Annotated in this window: 20 protein-coding genes; 4 read left to right on the top strand and 16 right to left on the bottom strand. The window is 42.6% G+C overall.

What is annotated here, in order from left to right:
- Nucleotides 1-523 precede the first annotated feature (523 nt).
- Together ackA and pta are read left to right on the top strand one after the other, a co-directional pair.
- Nucleotides 524-1,726 carry an acetate kinase gene (gene ackA, locus M1F26_RS07655; protein ID WP_004257349.1) on the top strand — a complete coding sequence of 401 codons (1,203 nt, stop codon included), beginning with the start codon at nucleotides 524-526 and terminating at the stop codon, nucleotides 1,724-1,726.
- Between the two features lie 87 nt (nucleotides 1,727-1,813).
- A complete protein-coding gene (pta, locus tag M1F26_RS07650; RefSeq protein WP_153673987.1) occupies nucleotides 1,814-3,943 on the top strand; it encodes a phosphate acetyltransferase in 2,130 nt (709 codons plus the stop codon).
- Nucleotides 3,944-4,005: 62 nt separating this feature from the next.
- On the opposite strand, the gene M1F26_RS07645 is transcribed toward pta, so the two are convergent.
- From M1F26_RS07645 to yfcD, 4 genes are all read right to left on the bottom strand, one after another.
- On the bottom strand, nucleotides 4,006-5,448 hold the full coding sequence (locus M1F26_RS07645; protein ID WP_140172363.1) for a sodium:solute symporter family protein: 1,443 nt from the start codon (nucleotides 5,446-5,448) through the stop codon (nucleotides 4,006-4,008).
- Complete coding sequence (locus M1F26_RS07640) at nucleotides 5,445-5,642, bottom strand: DUF3311 domain-containing protein (RefSeq protein WP_140172362.1); 198 nt, start codon at nucleotides 5,640-5,642, stop codon at nucleotides 5,445-5,447. The genes M1F26_RS07645 and M1F26_RS07640 overlap by 4 nt, the downstream gene beginning before the upstream one ends.
- A gap of 10 nt (nucleotides 5,643-5,652) precedes the next feature.
- A complete protein-coding gene (locus M1F26_RS07635; RefSeq protein WP_140172361.1) occupies nucleotides 5,653-6,897 on the bottom strand; it encodes a M24 family metallopeptidase in 1,245 nt (414 codons plus the stop codon).
- A 238-nt stretch (nucleotides 6,898-7,135) separates the two neighbouring features.
- Entirely contained in the window at nucleotides 7,136-7,678 is a 543-nt protein-coding gene (gene yfcD, locus M1F26_RS07630) for an NUDIX hydrolase YfcD (protein ID WP_004257328.1), read from the bottom strand.
- A 398-nt stretch (nucleotides 7,679-8,076) separates the two neighbouring features.
- Here yfcD and M1F26_RS07625 point away from each other — a divergent pair, with 398 nt between their 5' ends.
- Nucleotides 8,077-8,988, top strand: coding sequence for a TIGR01777 family oxidoreductase (locus M1F26_RS07625; RefSeq protein WP_094962708.1), 912 nt, complete (start codon nucleotides 8,077-8,079; stop codon nucleotides 8,986-8,988).
- A 3-nt stretch (nucleotides 8,989-8,991) separates the two neighbouring features.
- On the opposite strand, the gene M1F26_RS07620 is transcribed toward M1F26_RS07625, so the two are convergent.
- From M1F26_RS07620 to M1F26_RS07565, 12 genes are all read right to left on the bottom strand, one after another.
- Nucleotides 8,992-9,564 carry a UbiX family flavin prenyltransferase gene (locus M1F26_RS07620; protein WP_036957976.1) on the bottom strand — a complete coding sequence of 191 codons (573 nt, stop codon included), beginning with the start codon at nucleotides 9,562-9,564 and terminating at the stop codon, nucleotides 8,992-8,994.
- A 174-nt stretch (nucleotides 9,565-9,738) separates the two neighbouring features.
- The gene (locus M1F26_RS07615) at nucleotides 9,739-10,563 is read right to left on the bottom strand and encodes a YwqG family protein (RefSeq protein WP_140172360.1); all 825 of its coding nucleotides are present in this window, start codon (nucleotides 10,561-10,563) and stop codon (nucleotides 9,739-9,741) included.
- Nucleotides 10,564-10,855: 292 nt separating this feature from the next.
- Nucleotides 10,856-12,373 (bottom strand): amidophosphoribosyltransferase, encoded by a 1,518-nt coding sequence (gene purF / locus M1F26_RS07610; protein ID WP_004257307.1) that lies wholly within the window; start codon nucleotides 12,371-12,373, stop codon nucleotides 10,856-10,858.
- A 14-nt stretch (nucleotides 12,374-12,387) separates the two neighbouring features.
- Nucleotides 12,388-12,891: a colicin V production protein gene (cvpA, locus tag M1F26_RS07605; protein WP_004257304.1), complete on the bottom strand. Its 504-nt coding sequence runs from the start codon at nucleotides 12,889-12,891 to the stop codon at nucleotides 12,388-12,390.
- Between the two features lie 179 nt (nucleotides 12,892-13,070).
- On the bottom strand, nucleotides 13,071-13,712 hold the full coding sequence (gene dedD / locus M1F26_RS07600; protein ID WP_036957975.1) for a cell division protein DedD: 642 nt from the start codon (nucleotides 13,710-13,712) through the stop codon (nucleotides 13,071-13,073).
- 5 nt (nucleotides 13,713-13,717) lie between these two features.
- Nucleotides 13,718-15,007 (bottom strand): bifunctional tetrahydrofolate synthase/dihydrofolate synthase, encoded by a 1,290-nt coding sequence (gene folC, locus M1F26_RS07595; RefSeq protein WP_110591922.1) that lies wholly within the window; start codon nucleotides 15,005-15,007, stop codon nucleotides 13,718-13,720.
- A complete protein-coding gene (gene accD / locus M1F26_RS07590) occupies nucleotides 14,997-15,968 on the bottom strand; it encodes an acetyl-CoA carboxylase, carboxyltransferase subunit beta (RefSeq protein WP_140172359.1) in 972 nt (323 codons plus the stop codon). Before accD ends, folC begins: the two co-directional genes overlap by 11 nt.
- A 104-nt stretch (nucleotides 15,969-16,072) precedes the next feature.
- Nucleotides 16,073-16,759 (bottom strand): DedA family protein, encoded by a 687-nt coding sequence (locus M1F26_RS07585; protein ID WP_140172358.1) that lies wholly within the window; start codon nucleotides 16,757-16,759, stop codon nucleotides 16,073-16,075.
- 65 nt (nucleotides 16,760-16,824) lie between these two features.
- Nucleotides 16,825-17,640 carry a tRNA pseudouridine(38-40) synthase TruA gene (gene truA / locus M1F26_RS07580; protein WP_140172357.1) on the bottom strand — a complete coding sequence of 272 codons (816 nt, stop codon included), beginning with the start codon at nucleotides 17,638-17,640 and terminating at the stop codon, nucleotides 16,825-16,827.
- On the bottom strand, nucleotides 17,640-18,650 hold the full coding sequence (locus tag M1F26_RS07575) for an aspartate-semialdehyde dehydrogenase (protein WP_140172356.1): 1,011 nt from the start codon (nucleotides 18,648-18,650) through the stop codon (nucleotides 17,640-17,642). The genes truA and M1F26_RS07575 overlap by 1 nt, the downstream gene beginning before the upstream one ends.
- An 85-nt stretch (nucleotides 18,651-18,735) precedes the next feature.
- Complete coding sequence (gene pdxB / locus M1F26_RS07570; protein ID WP_140172355.1) at nucleotides 18,736-19,869, bottom strand: 4-phosphoerythronate dehydrogenase PdxB; 1,134 nt, start codon at nucleotides 19,867-19,869, stop codon at nucleotides 18,736-18,738.
- An 86-nt stretch (nucleotides 19,870-19,955) separates the two neighbouring features.
- Nucleotides 19,956-20,768 carry a helix-turn-helix transcriptional regulator gene (locus M1F26_RS07565; protein WP_004257268.1) on the bottom strand — a complete coding sequence of 271 codons (813 nt, stop codon included), beginning with the start codon at nucleotides 20,766-20,768 and terminating at the stop codon, nucleotides 19,956-19,958.
- A gap of 101 nt (nucleotides 20,769-20,869) precedes the next feature.
- Here M1F26_RS07565 and M1F26_RS07560 point away from each other — a divergent pair, with 101 nt between their 5' ends.
- Nucleotides 20,870-21,811 (top strand): DMT family transporter, encoded by a 942-nt coding sequence (locus tag M1F26_RS07560; protein ID WP_318837667.1) that lies wholly within the window; start codon nucleotides 20,870-20,872, stop codon nucleotides 21,809-21,811.
- Nucleotides 21,812-21,876 lie beyond the last annotated feature (65 nt).

Genomic DNA, 21,876 nt, shown 5'->3' with positions numbered 1-21,876 from the left:
ACATTTAAGGTAACGAAATTATTTCATTACATTTACCTTAAGTTAAGTCAATTTACTAAATATCAGCTATTCTAATAGCAACGTAACCCTGTGCTATAACACTACTTTATACGTCACTTATGATTTTAATCAATCAAAGTCCCTATTTTTAAAAAAAACGTATAAAATATAAAATAATTTTAGTAGAATCTGCCACATTTAGAATTGCTGTTGCATTTGTTATTTTTTAGCTTTATCCATCTTCGATACTGAAGATAGACAACAGTTATATATTGGGGTTGTTGGTCGTTATTTCAACACTAGGTGCAGAGGTTTACTTTTATAACCTTCTGTAGAAAAGAATAGCGCCTGCGTTATCAACCCCTGAAGATCTCACGATCTTTAATTTTTTTCGCCTTTAACATGATATCAATCATGATGTTTCAGGTCATAAATACGCTAGGCTCTAGCGGTATATTTTTATATCTGAGTCTTTTCATGTTTTTAAAAGGCTTCACAACAACAATTAACGATAGGTATTTCCATGTCAAGTAAGCTGGTACTGGTTCTAAACTGCGGTAGCTCCTCACTGAAATTCGCCATCATCGACCCAACTAATGGCGATGAATTTTTATCTGGATTAGCTGAGTGCTTTAACCTCCCGGAAGCCCGTATTAAGTGGAAAATGGATGGTGCTAAGAAAGAAGCGCCTTTAGGTGCTGGTGCAGCGCATAGCGAAGCATTGGATTTCATTGTTAACACTATTCTTGCTGAAAAACCTGAGCTATCAGAGCAAATCACCTCCATCGGTCACCGTATTGTTCATGGTGGTGAGAAATTTACCTCTTCTGTATTAATCACAGATGAAGTGATTGAAGGCATCGAAGCGGCTATTCCATTCGCGCCATTGCATAACCCTGCTCATCTCATCGGTATTGAAGAAGCAAGAAAATCCTTCCCGCATCTGGTCAACAAAAATGTCGCTGTCTTTGATACCGCATTCCATCAGACCATGCCGCAGGAAGCTTATCTGTATGCATTGCCATACGAATTATATTCAGAGCATAGTATTCGCCGTTATGGTGCGCACGGTACAAGCCATTACTATGTTTCCCGTGAAGCTGCGAAAAAACTCAACAAACCTGTTGATGAGCTAAATGTTATCACTTGCCACCTAGGCAATGGTGGTTCTGTTACTGCTATTGTTAACGGTAAATGCGTTGATACTTCAATGGGTTTAACGCCATTAGAAGGTCTGGTAATGGGAACACGTAGTGGTGATATCGACCCTGCAATTATTTTCCATTTACATGATTCTTTAGGTATGAGTGTTGAGCAAATCAACAAGATGCTGACCAAAGAGTCTGGTTTATTAGGTTTAACTGGCGTAACAAGTGACTGCCGCTATGTTGAAGATAACTACGGCACTAAAGAAGACGCAACTCGCGCAATGGATGTTTTCTGCCATCGTTTGGCGAAATACGTTGGTGCATATAGTGCTCTGATGGAAGGCCGCCTTGATGCTATCATCTTCACGGGTGGTATTGGTGAAAACTCAGCGCAAGTTCGTGAAATTACCTTGAAGAAACTGGCTATCCTTGGTTTCGAATATGACCACGAACGTAACTTAGCGGCGCGCTTCGGTAAAGAAGGTTTAATCACTACCGATAACAGCCGCCCAGCACTGGTTATCGCAACCAATGAAGAGTTGGTTATCGCCCAAGATACTGCGCGTTTAACCGCATAAGCAACTTCTACCGCCAGCAACCTGCTGGCGGTATCGTTTTGTCATTAGAGTAACCGAAATAAAGAGGTTCCCGTGTCCCGTACAATTATGTTAATACCTACTGGCACCAGCGTTGGCTTAACTAGCGTTAGCCTAGGTGTCGTTCGCTCAATGGAACAAAAAGGTGTTCAATTAAGCGTTTTCAAACCTATCGCACAGCCACGCGTCTCTGGCAATAAAGACCAAACCACTGAAGTCCTGCGCTCTCATTCAAGTATTACCACCATTGTTGAACCACTAACAATGGAATACGTAGAATCGCTACTGACCTCTTCCAAAAAAGATGTGTTAATGGAAGAAATCGTCGCTCGCTATCATGACCACACAAAAAATGCGGAAGTGATTTTAATTGAAGGTTTAGTGCCAACGCGTAAGCATTCATTTGCTCAATCATTAAACTATGAAATTGCCAAAACGTTAGGCGCAGAGATTGTTTTCGTCACTGCACCAGGCAACAGCTCAATCACACAAATGCAAGAGCGTTTAGAGTTAGTACGTAACGAATTTGGCGGCCAACGTAATAAAAATATCATCGGCGTTATTATCAATAAGGTGAATGCACCTGTTGATGAACAAGGTCGTACTCGCCCTGACCTATCTGAAATCTTTGATGATTCAACAAAAGCGACTGTGGCTAACCTCGATACTAAGCAACTTTCTGCGCTGAATCTGCCTGTGCTGGCATCCATTCCATGGAACTTTGATTTAATTGCCACCCGTGCAATTGACATGGCAAAACACTTGGGTGCAGAGATTGTTAACGAAGGCGAAATCAAAACTCGTCGTGTTAAATCAGTGACTTTCTGCGCACGCAGCATTCCGCACATGCTTGAACACTTCCGCCCAGGATCATTATTAGTGACCTCAGCGGATCGCCCTGATGTATTAGTTTCTGCCTCACTAGCGGCAATGAACGGGGTTGAAATCGGTGCAGTTCTACTCACTGGTGGTTACAACATCGATGCGCCTATTCGCCAGCTGTGTGAACAAGCTTTCGAAACCGGCCTGCCTGTTTTCATGGTGAAAAGCAATACATGGCAAACATCCCTGAATCTACAAAGCTTTAGCTTAGAAGTCCCAGCTGATGACCATGAACGTATTGAAAAAATTCAAAACTATGTGGCTCGTCATATTAGTAGCGATTGGATTGAATCACTGGTTGCTGACTCAGAACGCCCTAACCGCCTATCACCACCAGCATTCCGTTATCAGTTAACTGAATTAGCACGTAAAGCTGGCAAACGAATCGTTCTTCCTGAAGGCGACGAACCGCGTACAGTTAAAGCTGCATCTATCTGTGCAGAGCGCGGCATTGCAACTTGTGTTCTATTAGGTAACCCAGAAGATATTCGTCGTGTTGCTGCTGCACAAGGTATTGAACTCGGTACTGGTATTGAAATTGTTGACCCAGTTAAAGTACGTGAAGAATACGTTGCTCGCCTCGTTGAATTACGTAAGAGCAAAGGAATGACAGAGGTTGTTGCTCGTGAGCAATTAGAAGATAACGTTGTATTAGGCACATTAATGCTAGAGAAAGGCGAAGTGGATGGCCTAGTTTCTGGTGCTGTTCATACGACGGCGAATACTATCCGTCCACCGTTGCAATTAATTAAAACAGCACCGGGTAGCTCATTAGTTTCTTCTGTGTTCTTTATGTTATTACCAGAACAAGTATTTGTTTACGGTGACTGCGCTATCAACCCAGACCCAACTGCAGAGCAATTATCTGAAATCGCTATCCAATCTGCGGATTCTGCCAAAGCGTTCGGTATAGACCCACGTGTTGCGATGATTTCTTACTCTACAGGCGATTCAGGTGCGGGTAGTGATGTTGAGAAAGTGCGTGAAGCAACGCGTTTAGCACAAGAAAAACGCCCTGATTTAATTATCGATGGTCCATTACAATATGACGCGGCTGTTATGGCAGATGTCGCTAAGTCAAAAGCACCTAATTCACCAGTTGCAGGTAAAGCGACCGTATTTATCTTCCCAGACTTGAATACCGGTAATACCACGTATAAAGCCGTACAACGTTCTGCTGACTTAGTCTCTATTGGTCCAATGCTGCAAGGTATGCGTAAACCAGTCAATGACTTGTCACGCGGTGCATTAGTTGATGACATCGTGTATACCGTTGCGTTAACTGCTATCCAAGCAGTACAAAACGAAAACGCTTAATTCATCTCTTTATGCTAAAAAGCGCTCAACTGAGCGCTTTTTTATTGCCTGATTATTTTTAACTATCTTTTACGCGTAAATAATGAAACCACTACCGCAACAATAATATTCAGAATAAATGCAGCAATACCGATATTCATAAAGCTCAAACTTTCTCCTAACCAAGGGAACAATTGTGCTAAAGAAATTTTCTCTATATAGGTTACCGCAAGGAATAAAACCCCCGCAGAAATGCCACAAATAGCACCCGCTGGTGTCATTGGGTTTTGCTGTTTAAAGCTCATCAGTAAAGCAGGGAAAAACTGCGCGACAATATTGACCCCGAGTAACATAATAGCCACTAAGGTATCATTACTGTGGAAAATAAAATACAAGCTGACCAACGCAACGACAGGTACCATAAAGCGAGCATACACACCAGACTGGCGTTTTTCTTCACTTACTCCCATCGCTTTTTGCACAACTCCCGCTAACATATTAGAAGTGGTTAGCAACAACATCGAACCAGGTACTAATGCGGTTAACATCCCTGCCGCACCAATAAAACCAACCACAATCGGTGAGAAGGTGCTCTTAGATATCTCAAACAGCGATAAATCCACTGCCGCCCCTTCAAGATGTGGAATTTGTAATATAGACGCATAACCCACAAAAAATGCAAATAACATAATTAAGCTATAGGCAGGAATTAAAATACTATTGCGTTTTAAGGATTTTTCATCTTTAGCCGTAAATACCGCAGCCATATAATGTGGCCAACAGAAATAGGCAACCACAGATAAGAATATTGTGGAAATATACCAAGGGATATTTAGACCCGTTTCGGAGAATGTTAAAAAGCTTGGCATCGCCGTATCTATCGCTTTAAACATCTCCCCAAAGCTACCGTAATAATGAAGTGGGATATAAATACCAATAAATACGACCACAATTAAAATCATTAAATCTTTCAGTGCTGATGTCCAAGCTGACCCATGAATACCGGAGATCATCACAAACAACGTCACTGCAATAATTCCAATCCATATGGCAATATCTGCAGGAATTGCACCATAAGACGCTTGTGAAACAATAATGCCTAATCCTTTAAGCTGCAAAACAAATAAAGGCACCATCGCAGCAATAGAAATCAAGCTAATTAATAACCCTAACCCCGGGCTTTGGTATTTCTTGGTAAATAACTCAGAAATCGTTCTGACATCATTATCTTTTGCGAATCGCCATACCCTTGGGTGTACCCAGTATAAAAAGATCCCCATAAAAGCATTGACCGCTAAGGTATATAAAATTGCAGGTCCTTTACCGTAAGCCCAGCCGCTTCCACCAAGAAAAGTAAACGTGGTATATATTTCCCCTGCACTTAGAAGGAAAACCAGCAATGCACCATAGCTGCGCCCACCGACAGACCACCCTTCGTGATCCATCGTTTTGCCTTTTTTAGCACGGATAGCAAGATAAATGCTAAATAGGAAAAAAATTGTAATAATAATTAGCGCGGAGCTCATGGTGTTTCCTTCGTATTTTTATTATCTAATACATTGATTAGTAACATAACTAAGGCTGTAACAATCACCCATGAGACAATCCAGAACATTAAAAATGGCAAGCCCATAACAAAAGGCTCTACTTGGTTGGCATAATAGATACCCACGGTTAACGCTAGGATTGGGAAAATAACTAAATAATGATACCACTTCATATTCCGCCCCTTATTCCACTTGCCCGAAAGAAATCAATTCACGAGGCAAATGACTTAACATTTCCACACCGTCTTCAGTAATCAGAAGCATATCTTCAATCATAATACCGCCAACACCAATCCCGTAATAAGGTGTTTCTAAGCTCATTACCATCCCAGCTCGAAATATTTCTGTGGTCGCAGCGCTCACAAAAGGGGCTTCTTCCAACCCAACGAACACCCCGTCCCCATGGCCTAAGTGCCCACGGTTATAATGGGGCAAACCCGAAGAACGAATGAGTGCCATTGTTTCATTGAAAACATCACTTAATGCTACGCCGGGCGCAACTCGACTTAACATATATTGATGGCCTTTTAAGATAGTTTGATAAATAGCAGCGACTTTTTTATTCGGTTTCCCAACCACAAATGTCCGTGCAATATCAGCACCATAACCTGCCACATCAACGCCACAGTCAAATTTAATTAAATCCCCTTCTTTTGCAGGTTGGCCATCAGGGATCATTTTCGGTGAAAAATCACTGCCCACTGAAATTAAATTGAAGCGACTATAATTCGTTTCAGGGAATTCCATCACTTTCGCTTTAAAAGCGGCGGTTAATTCCGCTGAAGTACAGCCGACTTTGATCAATTTACTCGCAGCAGCAATACCAGCCTCTGTAATTTGTGCTGATTTTCTGAGATGAGCAATTTCCCACGGGCTTTTAATCATGCGTAATTCATTAAATAGCGGCGAAGAATCAACCAAATTTAATTCAGGAATAACCTTATCCAACCATACTTTACCTGTATGTGTAATTTGGTTTAATTCAATTGCAACCGGTTTACAATAAACTCCCGCTTCTGACAACGCCTCCTTGAGTAAATTGAAAATGGTTTCTATTGGGCTATTAATTGGCCTTGCCTTCACCACTTTGCCATTTTCCGGGTTGTAAGGGTCATCAACATCCACCCAAATTGGAAATGTTTTAATCCTTGCGTTAGGCATTTGAAGCGACAAATTTGCCGCTTCAAATTCATTCATAATAACCAATGATTGAATAGAAGGATCACGAAAAATAACCGCAATCGCCGAACCTGTTTGCCTGAAAGTGTACATAAAGAAGCTCGCAAAACCGGTTAAGTGATAAAAGTTATCACCCACGGTTGCGATTAACGCTTCAATTCCTTCACGCTCCATAATCTCACGGGCTTTATTGGTTACGTTATCAAGGTGTTGTTGTTTCAAAAAAGTATCTTGTTTATCAATTGTCATTTTTATTCTCTCGAAGCGTCATGTATACACCAAGCAGTGCATCATATCGCAAACGATAAATGTTAAGATCTGTCACATTATATCTAGTGTAGAAATGAATACATCGTTTAGCTTGCAAGTTGGTTATAACTAATCGTTATATATTAGCTTGAAATTAACTTTGCTAGAGATTTGATTTTGAGAGAAATAAAGTAAAGGACTAAATAAAATAGCCCTTTAACAATTTTAATCTGATCAACTATGAGTTTTCAGCACAAGTGATGGTTTTTTCTAACTCATTATTCCGAGTCAACCATAAAGAAAGCGCTTTAAGTGAATCCGGCGTAAATTCGTCACAGCGTGCGCTGATCTCTTTAGGGGTCAACCAACTGACCTCAACAACTTCAGATTCTTGTAAAGCAAATGGACCATGGCTCACACAGCTAAACAAACCACCCCATACACGACAATGCGCATCTTCAAAGTAAAAATGGCCATGTTCAGCAAAAGGAACGCCAGCAATACCTAGCTCTTCTTCAGCTTCACGCTTTGCAGAATCAAGAATGTTTTCACCTTGCGTAACCACTCCTCCAGCTGTTGCATCGAGGAAACCGGGGTGAAAATCTTTAATGTCTGTGCGTCGTTGAACCAATATTTTGCCCATTCCGTCATGAACAACAATGTAAGTTGCACGATGACGTAGGTTTTCTGCTCGCATTTGGCTACGTGTTGCCTGAGCAATCACAGTATTGTCTTCATCAACAATATCGACCCATTCAACAACTTCGGTTTGTTGTTCCATCCTGTAAACCTTTTATTTTTAAGCTAAAACTGCTTATATCATTAGACTGATTATTATTGTATGCCTGACAATACCAATCTGCATTGATCCGCACCTATGAAAATGATCCTAGCTGAATTTGTGATTGGTTGCCATCATAAAAAGCACTTCTTATTACAGTGATAATGAAACCGAATTTTTTAAAGGCAGGCTAAGCAAATCATACAAATTGTGTTCACAAATGCTATAGTTAAATCATAACGCTGTAGTTTGTTACTGATCTCAGGGATATCCCCTAAATAGTTCAAATTGCAGCTAGGCGCCAAGAGATGGCAGCCTTAGGAGCATACACAAGTATGTGACTAAGGTGACAAAACGTAAGCAACAACGCTGCAGTTTGAAATATGACGGGGATGGCGATGAAGATACTCATAACAGGCGGCACCGGGCTAATCGGAACACCACTAATCCAAAAACTGATTTCTCTTGAGCATCAGGTTACTGTATTAAGCCGCTCTCCACAAAAAGTTTATAGCCAGTTTTGCAAGGCTGTTGAGTGCTGGACGTCTCTCAATGGTAAAACCCACTTAAATGACTTCGATGCTGTCATTAACCTAGCAGGCGAACCTATTGCTGATAAGCGCTGGACAGAGGAACAAAAAAAGTTACTGTGTGATAGCCGTTGGAAGTTAACTCAGCAGCTTAGTGAGTTAATCACAGCCAGTGAAACCCCTCCCCGGGTATTTTTATCGGGCTCTGCTGTCGGCTATTATGGCAATCAGGGCCAATCGGTCGTTACCGAAGACGAACAGCCCCATGATGAATTTACTCACCAACTCACACAGCATTGGGAAGCTTTAGCCGCTAATGCTCAGTCAGAAAAAACTCGCGTTTGTTTATTACGCACTGGCCTTGTGTTATCAGCGAATGGCGGTTTACTTGCCAAAATTCTCCCCATTTTTAAAATGGGTGCAGGTGGGCCAATTGGTGACGGGAAACAATACATGCCGTGGATACATATCAACGATATGGTTCGTGCAATTTGTTTTTTATTAGATAACCCAACGCTTTCTGGCCCCTTTAATATGACCTCACCTTATCCAGTCCATAATGACCTATTTTCCGCCACGTTAGGTGAAGTTATTAATCGTCCTTCATTTGTACGAACGCCCGCTTTTGTGATTAAGGCCATCATGGGGGAATCCGCAGCGCTGGTATTGGGTGGCCAACAGGCGATCCCCAAACGGTTAGAAGAGGCAGGCTTTCAATTTGAACATATCGAGTTAAAAGAAGCGCTAACTGACTTACTTATTCCACATACTGATGAGTAAGGGTTATTTCGCCCCCTGCCAACGATGAAATAGGTCTTGTTCCAGTTCGATATCAAACTGATCAAGGATACGATTAACTGTTTGGTCAATAATATCTTGAATAGTTTCAGGCTGGTGATAAAACGCAGGCATGGGAGGCATAATCACGGCTCCCATCTCCGCCGCTTGCACCATCAAACGTAAATGGCCGACGTGCAATGGCGTTTCGCGTACACCTAACACCAATTTTTTACCTTCTTTAAGCACTACGTCCGCCGCCCTAGTGACCAACGTATCAGTATAACTGTGAACAATACCTGATAACGTTTTCATGGTGCAGGGCATGATCACCATCCCAGCAGTACGGAACGAACCGGAAGAAATCGCTGCAGCAATATCACGACTGTCATAGTTATGATCGGCTAACTGTTGAACGTCTTTCACCGTGTAAGTTGTTTCAAGTGCTAATGTTTGACGGGCGGCCGCACTCATCACCAAATGGGTTTCTACACCTTTGAGCGGTTTCAACACTTCAAGCAAGCGGACACCATAAATAGCCCCACTCGCGCCAGTTAACCCAATGATAAGTTTCTTCATTTCCCTACCTAACCACCCTAGCAAACAATAATCGAGCATTATATACGAAATACGCCACGGTTGCAGATGCAAAGAAAGCATTAAAATTAATTAAATAGGCGACTAATAACTCACTCATTATTTTAGCCTGTAGCCAACAACGCTACAGGTTAAAAGGCAAAAAGGATTTCTGGATCAGCCGCAATCCCAATTATACACCACACGACTAAAATCACGTTTTTTCAGGTCATCTGGGTGAATAAAGAAATTACCGACTCCCATATCTCCCCACATGATCCCTATTTCATAATCGGTATTTATTTGTAGAAGCAATTCATATTGTTGAATATCTTCTTCGTATTCTCTTGGGTCGGTTTGAGTGAAAAACGGATAGCCGCCGATGCAGTGTGCCCCTGATTCAAACGTATCACTGTAGGGCTCAACCCATTCATCGTAAAAATCTTCCCCTTCAAATTGCTCTTCATAATCATAGAGGTTATCAACCCCTAATATTTTCTGACCAAATTGGAAATCATCGATGCTGATGAACTGTTCCGCAGGCGTATATTCAATACTGTATTGGTGATCTATAGGGGTATAGTAATCATCGGAATGAGCCGCAATCACGGCAGAAAAATCTTGAGTTAATTGGCTGGCATCTTCAATAATATCTTCCCAATAAATAATGCGGAAATCTTCCTGTTTTTGCCTGTGTTCAAAGTCGGCTCCATATAAGTCATCACCACCAATAAAAAACTGTAAAATCCCCTTTTCAGGGTAATTTTCTAATTTAGGCATTTGTGCAAAGTTAATTTGGGCAAGCAACTTGAGTGGCATCCCTTCGATATTCGTCGGATATTTTTCATTTAGTGGCAAATACGGCATTCCCCCAACACGACTATCCCATAAAATATAGTCTTCAACTGGGGTTAACGTCATTTCAACAAGGGATTTTTTAGTGGATTTGATTTTATCTACAAAAGGTTTAATCACATCAGGAAGGGAGTTGAAATCAGCCATATATCGCTCCAAATAGGCAGTTAATGTCCCTCTAGCTTACTCGATTTTTACGTATTTTAAATCAGATATAACTGTAACTTAGGCCTTCATTTGACGTCATAGTTTTCTTGATATTTTAGGCTACAGATTAAAGATGGGAAAAATCAGAATCACTGTGGATTTTCTATATAGTTAGGGTTACAGCTAGGCGGCTAGCAAAGAGACCCTAGGAGCGTAGAAAACTACGTGACTAGGGCGAATTTGTGAAGCCAACAACGCTGTAGCCCAAACTATGACGAAAATTGACGAAAATTTAGCCTTCGTTATAAATCTCTAGGTCTTCAACCTCACTCTGATCCTTCAACTTTAACTCATCGTCTTTTCGTAAGTTTTCTAGGTAGTCTAAATAACTTTGGTCGATATCTTTGGTCACATAAATACCATCAAACACGGAACACTCAAATTCTGTAATTTCAGGGTTTTCTTCACGCACCGCGTCGACTAAATCCGTTAAATCTTGGAAAATTAGCCCATCTGCGCCGATAAGTTTGCGAATTTCATCCACTTCGCGCCCGTGTGCAATCAATTCATTTGCATTTGGCATATCAATGCCATATACGTTTGGGAAACGCACTTCGGGTGCCGCTGAGGCAAAGTAAACATTTTTTGCTCCGGCTTCACGCGCGAGTTCAACGATTTGCTCAGATGTTGTGCCGCGAACAATGGAGTCATCAATGAGTAAGACGTTTTTATCACGAAACTCTGCACGGTTCGCATTAAGCTTACGACGGACTGATTTACGACGTTCTTGCTGACCCGGCATGATAAATGTACGGCCTACATAGCGGTTTTTCACGAAACCTTGGCGGTATGGTTTATCCAGAATATGTGCGATTTCTAGCGCGATATCACACGATGTTTCTGGGATAGGAATTACCACATCAATGTTTAAATCTTCCCATTCGCGAGCAATTTTAGCGCCCAGTTTTTGCCCCATACGTAACCTTGCGTTATACACAGACACTTTATCAATAAAAGAGTCTTGGCGAGCAAAATAGACATACTCAAAAATACATGGGGTTAATTGCGGGTTATCAGAACATTGGCGTGTAAATAATTGGCCTTTTTCTGTCACATATACCGCTTCGCCAGGCGCCACATCGCGTAAAAACTCGAAACCTAAAGTATCAAGCGCAACACTTTCAGAAGCGACCATATATTCATGTTCACCACTTTCAGTAATGCGGCGCCCTAATACTAACGGACGAATACCGTGAGGATCACGGAAGGCTAACATGCCATGGCCAATAATTAATGCCACACAAGCATACGCACCGCGTAATTTTTTGTGCATCGCGGACACAGCACTGAAAACATTGTCTGGCTCGAGAGGGAAATGATCAAACCTATCCAGCTCATGGGCTAATACGTTCAGTAATATTTCAGAATCAGAAGTGGTGTTAACATGGCGGCGCGCTGTTTCAAATAAACTCCGAGTGAGTTCATGAGCGTTTGTCAGATTACCATTATGCGCAAGTGTAATACCAAAAGGTGAGTTTACGTAGAAAGGTTGCGCCTCGGAAGCACTTGAGCTACCTGCCGTTGGGTAACGGACGTGCCCTAACCCCATGCAGCCCTGTAATCTCAGCATATGACGTGTTTCAAACACATCTTTAACAAGGCCATTTGCTTTGCGTAAACGAATGTTGTTTTTGCCATCAATAGTGGCAATACCTGCTGCATCTTGCCCACGATGTTGAAGCACCGTGAGAGCATCATAAATTGATTGGTTTACCGGTGTAACACCGGCGATACCGACAATACCGCACATTTAGTCTTTCCTCATCAGCCAGACGGAGAAATGTTCTCCGGTAGGAAACTTGACGCATTTTGCAGGTAGTCAAAAAACCACCTGATTATATGACTGAACTGCGGAATAAGTTCCGAACGCTGCCAGTCCTCACTTTGAGGTAATGGTGTAAAGGTATCGAGAAAAAACAGCAATGCCGAAACAATCAATACACCACGCAACGCACCGAAGCAGATCCCCAGAACACGATCTGTGCCTGACAACCCCGTTTTTTGTACTAATGAGCTAATCACATAGTTTACGACTGCGCCAACAATCAAAGTGGCAATAAACAGTGCGGCGATAGCAATGCCATTTCTAACCAGCACATCCTCAAAGCGAGTAAAATAGTCAGCTAAATAAGGATAAAACGTACTTGCAACAAAAAAAGCACAGCCCCATGTAACCAGTGAGAGCGCCTCTCGTACAAACCCACGGATCAAGCTAACTAATGCCGAGAAGCCAATAATGGCGATAATTGTGTAATCTATCCAGACCATATTCCATTCCAAAATTCGCACTCGCGACATCAGCGAAGTGCATTCTAACAGAAAACGAAAACGTTTGCGTAACCATTTTTCTATCAAATTAAAAAAAATAGCGGCGAAAAGAAAAAATCATAATCGCCGCAGTAAGTTACTAAATCCCCTTACCTTTTAGGGATTATTTAAATTCTATTTTAAGGTTTATAGCTTTGAATTATCCCTTTTGTTCCCGTAATCCTATTCAGTTCTGGTAAAGCCGCTTCTAGCCTTTGCCTTGAGGCCTCAGGCCCTACGTAAATCCGCGTGAGTTTATTATTCACTGGTTTTGCAGGAACAGTATAAACTTGGTAACCAGACAACCTGAGCTGTGCGACTATCTCCTCAACTTTACTCGCATTGTTCAATGCGATGACTTGCACCACAAATGCTTTGCCTTGTGGCTGAGATTTCGGCTCGGGCTTAGGTTCAGGTTTCGGTTGTGGCTTCGGCTCAACTTTAGGCTCAGGCTTCGGTTCTGGCTTTGTGGGTTCAACTACGCTTGGTGCGGGAGTTGTCGTCGATGGCCGTGTTTCAACCTGTTCGTTTTGCTGCTGCGTAATCGCTTCTGATAACATGGCTTCAGAAGCCCCTTCTGAAGAAGCTGTTGTTGTCGTACTTACAATAGGCGCTATTGCCTCAATGTCTTCTTCATCACCTGGTTTAGGGATAATAGGAATGGCCGCAAATTCATTTTCATTGTATTTCTTATCGCCATCAAGCAGAGCAGGAAGCACAATGACACCCACTGCAACAAGCACAATGGCGCCAGCAAGTCGATTCTGAAATTTACTAGCCACCGGCACTATCCTTCTTGATTTTCCAATAACATCATAACGTGAGCGACGGTATGAAATGACCCGCACACCACAATCACATCTTGCTCATTAGCATCGACGCAAGCTTGCTGCCACGCTTTTTCTACGCTTTCAAACTGGTTAGCTGTGGGTAAATATTGACTAAGTTGGGCCACATCTGCTCCCCTAAACTCAGTTAATGGCGCAAGGTACCAGTCGGTGACTTGTTGTGATAAGCACTCAAGCGTCCCTTTGATATCTTTATCGCCTAGCATCCCTACCACCGCGAGAATGCGACGGTTTTTAGTTTCCGGTAAGGCCGCTAATTTACTGACTAAGTACCCTGCGGCATGGGGGTTATGCGCTACATCCAATATCATTAACGGTTTTTCACCAATAATTTGGAAGCGCCCCGGTAATTGAGCAGATTTCAAACCTTGATGAATAGCGGACTCAGTCACTTTTTGGGCAATATCAGCATCAATTTCCAATAAGCAACTCACCACACCCAGCGCTGTTGCTGCGTTCGCTAAAGGTACATTGGGTAACGGTAAATCATGCCATTCACGCTGTGAACTTTTCCATGACCAGCTATTTGCTTGCTCACTGTATTGCCAATCCGTACCACGGCGAAATAGCTGTGTACCTAGCTGCTCAGCCACTTGGGCAATTGAAGCAGGCATGTCCGGTTCACCGACCACTCCATAGTGATTTTTGCGGAAAATACCGGCTTTTTCATAACCAATATGTTCACGGTCTGCACCTAACCAATCTGTATGGTCTAAGGCAATACTGGTGATCGCCGCAATATCCGCATCAACGACATTGGTCGCATCTAACCGACCGCCTAAACCGACTTCTAAAATCACAATATCGAGTTTAGCTTGCTTAAATAATTGTAACGCCGCCAAGGTGCCGTATTCAAAATAGGTGAGAGAAATATCTGCACGTTGTGCTTCAATTGTGGCAAATGCTTCACAGAAATCAGACTCAGGGAGCTCTTGGCCTTGAATACGAACGCGTTCGGTATAACGAATAAGGTGCGGTGAACTGTAAACCCCAACTTTTAACCCAGATGCCATAAAAATAGACTCTAGCGTATGGCAAGTTGTCCCTTTTCCGTTGGTCCCAGTGACAGTGATAACTTTAGGTGCAGGTTGCGTTAGGTTCATTTTCCTAGCAACTTGACCGACTCGCTCCAACCCCATATCAATATTTTGACTATGTAAGTCGGTGAGATAAGAAAGCCAAGCCTCCAATGGAGACTTGGCATTAGGAATGATTAGATTACTCATCATCTTTTTTATGCTTTTCAGAATCCTTTTTTGGCTCTTGGGCATCAAGTTCATCAACGGCGTTAATGTCGATTTCAACCGTTTCCGCTACGATGATAGGTGTCTCATTAAAGCTTGGTTTATTGGTTAACATCGCTAACACTTCAGCTAAGCGATCACGCATCTCAGGGCGGCGAACTATCATATCAATCGCGCCTTTCTCAAGTAAGAATTCACTGCGTTGGAAACCTTGCGGTAACTTTTCACGAACCGTTTGTTCGATAACACGTGGCCCTGCGAAACCAATTAATGCTTTCGGCTCTGCCACATTAATATCCCCTAACATCGCTAAACTTGCAGACACCCCACCCATGGTTGGGTCGGTCAATACAGAGATGTAAGGTAAACCACGTTCTTGCAATTTTGCCAAAGCTGCACTGGTTTTTGCCATCTGCATCAATGATAACAGCGCTTCTTGCATACGCGCACCACCACTTGAAGAGAAACAAACCAACGGGCAGTTATCTTCCAGAGCTTGCTCCACTGCACGCACGAAACGCGCGCCAACAACAGAGGCCATTGAACCGCCCATAAAAGCGAACTCAAACGCCGCAGCCACCACAGGCATACCTTTCAACGTGCCTTTCATCACGATGATCGCGTCTTTTTCACCTGTTTCTTTTTGCGCAGCAGCAATACGGTCTTTATATTTTTTTGAATCTTTGAACTTAAGAATATCTTTTGGCTCAAGTTCACTGCCCAATTCCGTTGTTGAGTTTTCATCAAGGAAGGTTTCTAAGCGCTGACGTGCGTGAATTCGCATATGGTGGTCACATTTTGGACACACGGATAAATTACGCTCTAATTCAGCACCATATAATACTTGCCCACAGCTATCGCATTTGGTCCAAACCCCTTCAGGGATATTGGCTTTGTGTGATTGGGTCAAGTTACCTTTCTTTAAAATTTTTTCAATCCAGCTCATTAATGGACCTTTTTGTCTGATTCACTCTGGTTATCACCAGTATGTAATTTTTTGCCATTAAACCACAATGATATCTCACTGTAGATAAAAACTTGTTAAACCGCTTAGCGGTTATCGATTTTTTGCGCTGCCGCACGCTTTTCTTTCGCCGCTATTCGACGATGACGAATAATTTCAACCACACCCGGCAGAATTGAAACAAAGATAATCGCGACTATCAGTAATTTCAAATTGTTTTGCACGAACGGTAATTCACCAAAGAAATAACCCGCATAAGTGAATAATAATACCCAAATAAACGCGCCCGTCACATTATAAAAAGCAAAGTGACGATAAGACATTTTCCCCATTCCTGCAACGAATGGTGCAAAAGTTCTGACTATCGGCACAAAGCGTGCCAGTATAATCGCTTTACCGCCATGTTTTTCATAAAAAGCATGAGTTTTATCTAAATAAACACGACGAAAAATCTTCGAGTCTGGATTTCTGAATAATTTCTCACCAAAAATACGCCCAATTGCGTAGTTTACAGCATCACCAATAATCGCTGCCGTAATCATTAAAGCGACCATTAAATGGACATTCAGGTCATTGCTGTCTAATGACGCAATCGCGCCAGCAACAAATAATAACGAATCTCCAGGTAAAAATGGTGTGACCACTAACCCTGTTTCACAAAATAGGATCAGAAATAGGATACCATAGACCCATGTACCATAATCTCTGACCAGTTCAGCAAGATGGACATCGATGTGTAAAATAAAGTCGATAATAAAAGTGATAAATTCCATAAAATCCTCATTGATAATAGCATCCATGCTATTTACAAAAATTATGAGATAAATAAAAATTCGCTTTACATCAGTTCATCTGCCAGAAAAAGCGGCCCCATCACATTCTGAGGTAACTCAAATTTCTCTGGGTAATCGACACTCACTAAATACAGCCCTTCCGCTTTTGCGGTTGCAGCTGCCTTGGTACGGTCTTTTAACTCAAGAAGATGCGCCATCCAATCAATGTTTTGATTGCCACAACCAATCTCCAACAGACTTCCGACAATATTTCTCACCATATGGTGAACAAACGCATTGGCTTTGATATCTACCACCACATAATGACCGTGGCGACTGACATTCACATGCATCACATTACGCCATGGCGACTTCGACTGACACTGGACTGCTCTGAATGAGGTAAAATCACGCTCACCCAATAGCGCCTGTGCCGCTTCATGCATTCTTTTTTCATCGAGTGGATAATGAAAGTGCGTTACGCCACTCGATAAAATTGCTGGCCGATAACGGTGATTAAAAATCACGTAGCGATATCGACGCGCTGTTGCACTAAAGCGTGCATGAAACTCCTCGGCCACCGGTTTACACCAGCGGACAGCAATATCAGGGGGCAAATGCGTATTCGCCCCCATAGTCCAAGCCGCTTCTTTGCGGATGGCAGAGGTTTCGAAATGCACCACTTGCCCTGTAGCATGAACACCTGCATCTGTGCGCCCTGCGCAAAACACGCTAATTGGCTCCGCTGCAATTTTTGACAAGGCTTCTTCTAAACAACCTTGAATACTTTTCACTTCTTGCTGACGCTGCCAACCAAAATAACGACTGCCGTTGTATTCAATACCTAATGCGATTCGATACAACTGTGTAGGCTTAGACATTAGTAAAACAGCTCCTGAGCCAGTTTTTCTGCTGTTTCTACCGCCATCAGTGCCCCACCGAAACGCACGTTATCAGCCACTGACCAAAATTGTAAAATTTCAGGTATGCCATAGTCATTACGTACACAACCAATGCTTAATTGGTCATTACCTGACGCTTCAGTCACCTGTGTAGGATAATCACCCTCTTCTGAGACCTGAATATCTTCAAAACGTTCAAGTTCTTCGTTCGCTTCTTCTGCACTCATTGGGCGCAAAGTTTCTAAATGAACGACTTGCGCATTCCCATAAAAAACAGGGGATTGAATAAAACTCACCGCCACTGGTAAGCCATCATCTTGCAGCACCTTACGCACTTGCTCAACCAAACGACGTTCGTGAACGACACTACCTTCCATATCCGCCAGTAATGGCAACATATTGAACGCTAATTGCTTACTAAAACGGCCTTCTTCCGCAGGGATACCATTTAATAAACGCGCACTTTGCCCTGCCAGCTCGTCTACGGCGGCTTTACCATAACTGGAAACCGACAGCATATTTGTTAAGGTAATACGCCCTAACCCTGCGGCATCTACCAGCGGTTTAATTGCTGTTAATAGTTGGCTTACCGAGCTATCTGCCAATGAAATAATATTACGGTTGCGATAATCAGCTAGCACGTGCGGATTCACATTTGGCACGACCAACGGCACATCCGGTTCTTGAGCAAATACGCCACTCGTATCGATGACAATGCACCCTTCTTGTGCCGCTAATTCGGCATATTGTAGGCTGACACCTTCATTGGCTGCAAAAAAGGCAATTTGTGCCTGTGACCAATCAAAGTCGGTCACATTTTCAACTTGAATACTTTTACCATTAAAGCGTACGCTCTCCCCTGCACTACGCTCGCTGGCAAGTAAATACAATTCGCCGACTGGGAATTCTCTTTCTTGTAACAGTGAAATAATCGCTTCACCTACAGCACCGGTTGCGCCTAATACTGCAATATTCCAACCTTCAGTCATGGCTATTCCTCTAAAAAATAAAAAAATCAAACAACCCCCAATTATTAGGGGCTATTTAATTAGATGTTCATTTTAACTACATTTATTATGCGTGGGTTAAACGAGTCTTAAAACCCAGCGCATTCAGCTGCGATACCGTTTGTTCATGATCACAAATAATTTCAAGGGATGACCATTCACGGCGTTCTTGGTAATTTTTGCGCAGTTTATCAAATTCGCCTTTGCCCCCTGCAACCGCTCTTAACGCAGCGTCATCTCGGCGCACATCATACACGAGATGCACTAACCTTTTGAGCTGGTTTTGCGTTAATTTACCATTGAAAGTCAATTGATTGATATCTGGCTTAGGCAGTAATGATGAAAGAGAAACTTGTGACGATTTGCCGAGAAACTGGCAGTAAGCTTCATAAACTTGCGTCGTTCCTCGGGCTTTACCTTCTAGCGTATAGCCTGCAATATGCGGCGTGCCAATATCCACTAATGCTAAAAGTGCCGTATCTAAATCAGGCTCTGGCTCCCACACATCTAAGATAACGCTCAGTTTTTTTCCCCGGTTAAGTACAGATAATAGGGCTTTATTATCAACCACCTCACCCCGACTTGCGTTAATTAAAATGGTACCATCGCGCAATTTTTCTAAATGCGTTTCATCCATTAAATGGAAAGTTTGATATTCGCCTGACATATTCAGCGGAGTATGAAAGGTAATGACATCAGCGTGCTCAAGGATATCATCAAAAGAAACGAATGACTCGTCATCCCCCTTGGCTGCTCGCGGTGGGTCGCAGAGTAATGTTTTGACGCCCCAAGCCGATAACCTAGCGGCTAAGCGCCCTCCGACATTGCCAACGCCAATAATGCCAACTGTTTTATCACGCAAATCAAAGTTATCGCGTTCCGCTAGCAATAATAGTGAGGAAATCACATATTCAACAACGGCTATCGCATTACAACCCGGCGCTGATGAAAAACCAATATTTGCCGCCGATAACCACTCGGTATCAATATGGTCAAAACCGGCTGTCGCGGTTCCAACGAATTTAACTGGCGTATTACCAAGCAGTGATTCATTAACCTTAGTGATAGAACGCACCATTAATGCATCTGCATCAATTAATTCTTGTTCTGGTATAGGACGTCCCGGTACTGCTTTCACTTCACCAAGCTCGCTAAATAAAGTTTGAGCATATGGCATATTCTCATCGACTAAAATTTTCACGCTGTTGTCCCAATCAATAACTTTTTTGTATTGTGTCGTTATATAGATAAGTGGAACAATATTTTGCCACGGTTTAAGCCAGATGCCTATGATAGGTTGCCTTCTACGTCAAATTCTTTCGCTCGAAAACGGTCTGGTGTGACACCTGATATCTGCTGGAACATCGCAATAAAGGCGGATGCCGAGCTATACCCAACATCCAATGCGACTTCATGGACACTTTTCCCCTTTTCTAACCCGGCAACGGCATGTAAGTATCGCAAGCGTTGACGCCATTCACTAAACGACATACCTAATTCTTGCTGGCAGCGTCTTGATAACGTGCGTTCCGATGTATAATAGCGTTTTGCCCATTGTGCTAACGTCGTGTTATCAGCTGGGTCGCTTTGTAACTCTAATAAGATTGGGGCAAGAAATTTGTCTTTTGAAATAGGCAAATAAGTATCTTGGCAAGGGGACAATGGAAATTGGTCAATCAGCACATGAGCCAAACGTAAGTCTTGCTCTGTTTCAGGCTGAACAATACCGCGTTGGTACATATCCGTCATAATTGACTGAAATATAGGGCTAAGCTTAATCACACAAGGCCGCTGGGCAAGCACTTGGTTATATTCATGAGAAAAATCGATGATCCGAAATTTGACACTTTCTTTATTAAAGCTAGCATGGGGAATGTTCGCTGGGATCCAAATGCAAAACTCTGGCGGCGCTAGATAATGTTGACCAGCCACCTCCATTTCCATAATGCCACAGACCACATACAGCATTTGCCCAAAAGGGTGTGAATGGGATTTATACTCAGTGAGGGCCGCGGTTTGCTCGTGCCGAAAAGCCACCAATTCAGGCTCTGCGATATTACATTCACTGATTTGCCAAATGTCTGATTTTAAGTTTTCCATGGTTCCTGTCTGAAAAGCGTTATCGGTTGTCTGGTTATCAGTATATATAAAAAATCGGACAGATGTATACTAGCGCCCATTCAATATGGGAGAATGTTTTAATGAAGAATCTTCTTTTTCCGCTGATTGCGGTTTTATTATGGTCAATTAATGCCATTGTTAACAAAGCGGCATCCACTGCCATTGACCCTGCGGCAATCTCATTTTACCGTTGGGCATTGGCATTTCTTGTCATGACTCCTTTCGTATTACGTTCGGTGCTCCGAAACTTTAAAACGGTTATGAAACATTGGTGGCAACTCGCCATTTTAGGCGCGCTAGGGATGATGCTATACCAAAGTTTAGCTTATTATGCGGCTCACAGCGTAAGTGCGACCTTTATGGGAATTATGAATTCAATGATCCCATTACTAACAGTAATTATTAGTATCTTTGTGCTACGCGTTATTCCTACTGTGGGGATTATATTAGGCTCAATTCTTTCATTATGTGGATTAGTATGGTTAGTGAGCCAAGGAAGCCCAAGTGCGTTATTTTCTCAAGGCTTAGGTCAAGGGGAAGCCATGATGTTGGTTGCGTCAGCTGCATACGCCCTGTACGGTGTACTGACTAAGCGTTGGTCAATCCAATTATCTAGTTGGGACTCGCTGTACGTTCAGGTTTTCTTTGGCGTTATCATGCTACTCCCTAATTTCTTGCTAGCTGAAGATGTCTCTCTGAACAGCCAAAATATCGGTTTAGTGGTATTTGCAGGGATTGCCGCCTCCATTGTTGCTCCGGCATTGTGGATCCAAGGTGTTATGCGCCTTGGTGCGAATACAACCTCTATTTTTATGAACCTAGCTCCCGTTTTCACTGCCATTATCGCTATTTTCGCCTTGGGTGAAGAACTTAAAAGCTACCATTTAATCGGTGGTGGTGTGGTATTACTCGGGGTAATGTTAGCGCAACAATTACGTACACCACTGACAGAATTATTCCGCCGTGAAAAAAGGTGGTTCAAGAAGATTCTTGCCAGTAGAATAGAATTACAAAAGCAATAAATGCAATGTCGTCACTCATATGCCCCACTTTGTGGGGCTATGTTTGAAATCCTCGCCATTCCTTT

Source organism: Providencia sp. PROV048 (assembly GCF_033688165.1).
Classification (GTDB): Bacteria; Pseudomonadota; Gammaproteobacteria; order Enterobacterales; family Enterobacteriaceae; genus Providencia; species Providencia hangzhouensis.
The sequence above is the reverse complement of the archived record's forward strand: the minus strand, read 5'-3'. Positions and strand labels throughout refer to the sequence as shown.

Bases quoted from the DNA above. Each gene is read 5' to 3' on its own strand.
- ackA (WP_004257349.1), top strand. From the start codon at position 524: ATGTCAAGTAAGCTGGTACTGGTTCTAAACTGCGGTAGCTCCTCACTG.
- pta (WP_153673987.1), top strand. From the start codon at position 1,814: ATGTTAATACCTACTGGCACCAGCGTTGGCTTAACTAGCGTTAGCCTA.
- M1F26_RS07645 (WP_140172363.1), bottom strand. From the start codon at position 5,448: ATGAGCTCCGCGCTAATTATTATTACAATTTTTTTCCTATTTAGCATT.
- M1F26_RS07640 (WP_140172362.1), bottom strand. From the start codon at position 5,642: ATGAAGTGGTATCATTATTTAGTTATTTTCCCAATCCTAGCGTTAACC.
- M1F26_RS07635 (WP_140172361.1), bottom strand. From the start codon at position 6,897: ATGACAATTGATAAACAAGATACTTTTTTGAAACAACAACACCTTGAT.
- yfcD (WP_004257328.1), bottom strand. From the start codon at position 7,678: ATGGAACAACAAACCGAAGTTGTTGAATGGGTCGATATTGTTGATGAA.
- M1F26_RS07625 (WP_094962708.1), top strand. From the start codon at position 8,077: ATGAAGATACTCATAACAGGCGGCACCGGGCTAATCGGAACACCACTA.
- M1F26_RS07620 (WP_036957976.1), bottom strand. From the start codon at position 9,564: ATGAAGAAACTTATCATTGGGTTAACTGGCGCGAGTGGGGCTATTTAT.
- M1F26_RS07615 (WP_140172360.1), bottom strand. From the start codon at position 10,563: ATGGCTGATTTCAACTCCCTTCCTGATGTGATTAAACCTTTTGTAGAT.
- purF (WP_004257307.1), bottom strand. From the start codon at position 12,373: ATGTGCGGTATTGTCGGTATCGCCGGTGTTACACCGGTAAACCAATCA.
- cvpA (WP_004257304.1), bottom strand. From the start codon at position 12,891: ATGGTCTGGATAGATTACACAATTATCGCCATTATTGGCTTCTCGGCA.
- folC (WP_110591922.1), bottom strand. From the start codon at position 15,007: ATGATGAGTAATCTAATCATTCCTAATGCCAAGTCTCCATTGGAGGCT.
- accD (WP_140172359.1), bottom strand. From the start codon at position 15,968: ATGAGCTGGATTGAAAAAATTTTAAAGAAAGGTAACTTGACCCAATCA.
- M1F26_RS07585 (WP_140172358.1), bottom strand. From the start codon at position 16,759: ATGGAATTTATCACTTTTATTATCGACTTTATTTTACACATCGATGTC.
- truA (WP_140172357.1), bottom strand. From the start codon at position 17,640: ATGTCTAAGCCTACACAGTTGTATCGAATCGCATTAGGTATTGAATAC.
- M1F26_RS07575 (WP_140172356.1), bottom strand. From the start codon at position 18,650: ATGACTGAAGGTTGGAATATTGCAGTATTAGGCGCAACCGGTGCTGTA.
- M1F26_RS07565 (WP_004257268.1), bottom strand. From the start codon at position 20,768: ATGGAAAACTTAAAATCAGACATTTGGCAAATCAGTGAATGTAATATC.
- M1F26_RS07560 (WP_318837667.1), top strand. From the start codon at position 20,870: ATGAAGAATCTTCTTTTTCCGCTGATTGCGGTTTTATTATGGTCAATT.